Below are 1,024 nucleotides of genomic sequence, written 5' to 3' on the forward strand. Positions count from 1 at the left end.
TGTTGGGTCTTGCCCTTCTTCTAACGCTGCAAAAATATCGTCAATTTCATTTGTTATATCTTGCTCACCAGCTTCACCGATTAGGGAAACAGCGTCAGTTTCCCTAATCGGTGAAGCTGGTGAGCAAGATATAACAAATGAAATTGACGATATTTTTGCAGCGTTAGAAGAAGGGCAAGACCCAACACAGCTTGCTGATGAATTCGCAACTGCCGCGGGTGGTGCATCTGGGTCAAGTCTAATTTCTTCAGGAAGTGTAGAACGTGACGGAATAGAAGCTATAGCATCTACTGAATTTGATACGGCCGGGCTAGAAGCTCTTGGGCTATCTAGAACTCAAAGCCTTTCTCTTTTAGAAGCTTTCCAAAACAACGCTCCAATATTTTCTACTGCTGGTGGGGTTTCGCTTTCAGACGCTTTGTCTCTAATTACAGATGAAGACACACCTTTAAATGGTCAATTGAACGCAACTGACTCAAATGGTGATCCACTTACATATTCAGCTGCCACAACACCGTCGAATGGTACTGTTGTGGTTAACCCTGACGGTAGCTGGACATATACACCAAACGAGAACTACAACGGCCCAGATAGCTTTGAAGTGTTAGTTGATGATGGTAGTGGCGGTACAGATACTTTAGTAATCAATATTGGTGTGACTCCGGTTAATGATCTTGCAACAGTAAGTGAMGGTAACGGTCTAGTTGTTGAAGATAGTAATGAATCACAAGTCGCGTCAGGTACGCTGACTATTTCAGATGTCGATTCTGGCGAAGCGTTTGTCGAACCGACCTCTATCAGTAATGAATACGGTACCTTCACTGTCGACCGTGAGGGTCGTTGGTCTTTTACTATTGATAATGAAAGTAACGCTGTTCAGTCTCTCGCTGAAGGTGAAAAAGTCTCACTGTCGTTTGATGCCACATCGTTCGATGGAACTGCAACAGGTACGGTGGATATAGTTGTTCAAGGTACAAATGATCTAGCCACCATCAGCGTGAGTGAGCCTCAAAGTGCCGCTATT

1 protein-coding gene is annotated in these 1,024 nt (G+C 44.1%); it reads left to right on the forward strand.

The features are described from left to right. Positions 1 to 1,024: cadherin-like domain-containing protein (locus L4C33_RS22445; RefSeq protein WP_428814586.1), on the forward strand; the 1,024-nt coding region annotated here is incomplete at both ends.

Source organism: Vibrio makurazakiensis, from assembly GCF_050337375.1.
GTDB classification, from domain to species: Bacteria; Pseudomonadota; Gammaproteobacteria; order Enterobacterales; family Vibrionaceae; genus Vibrio; species Vibrio makurazakiensis.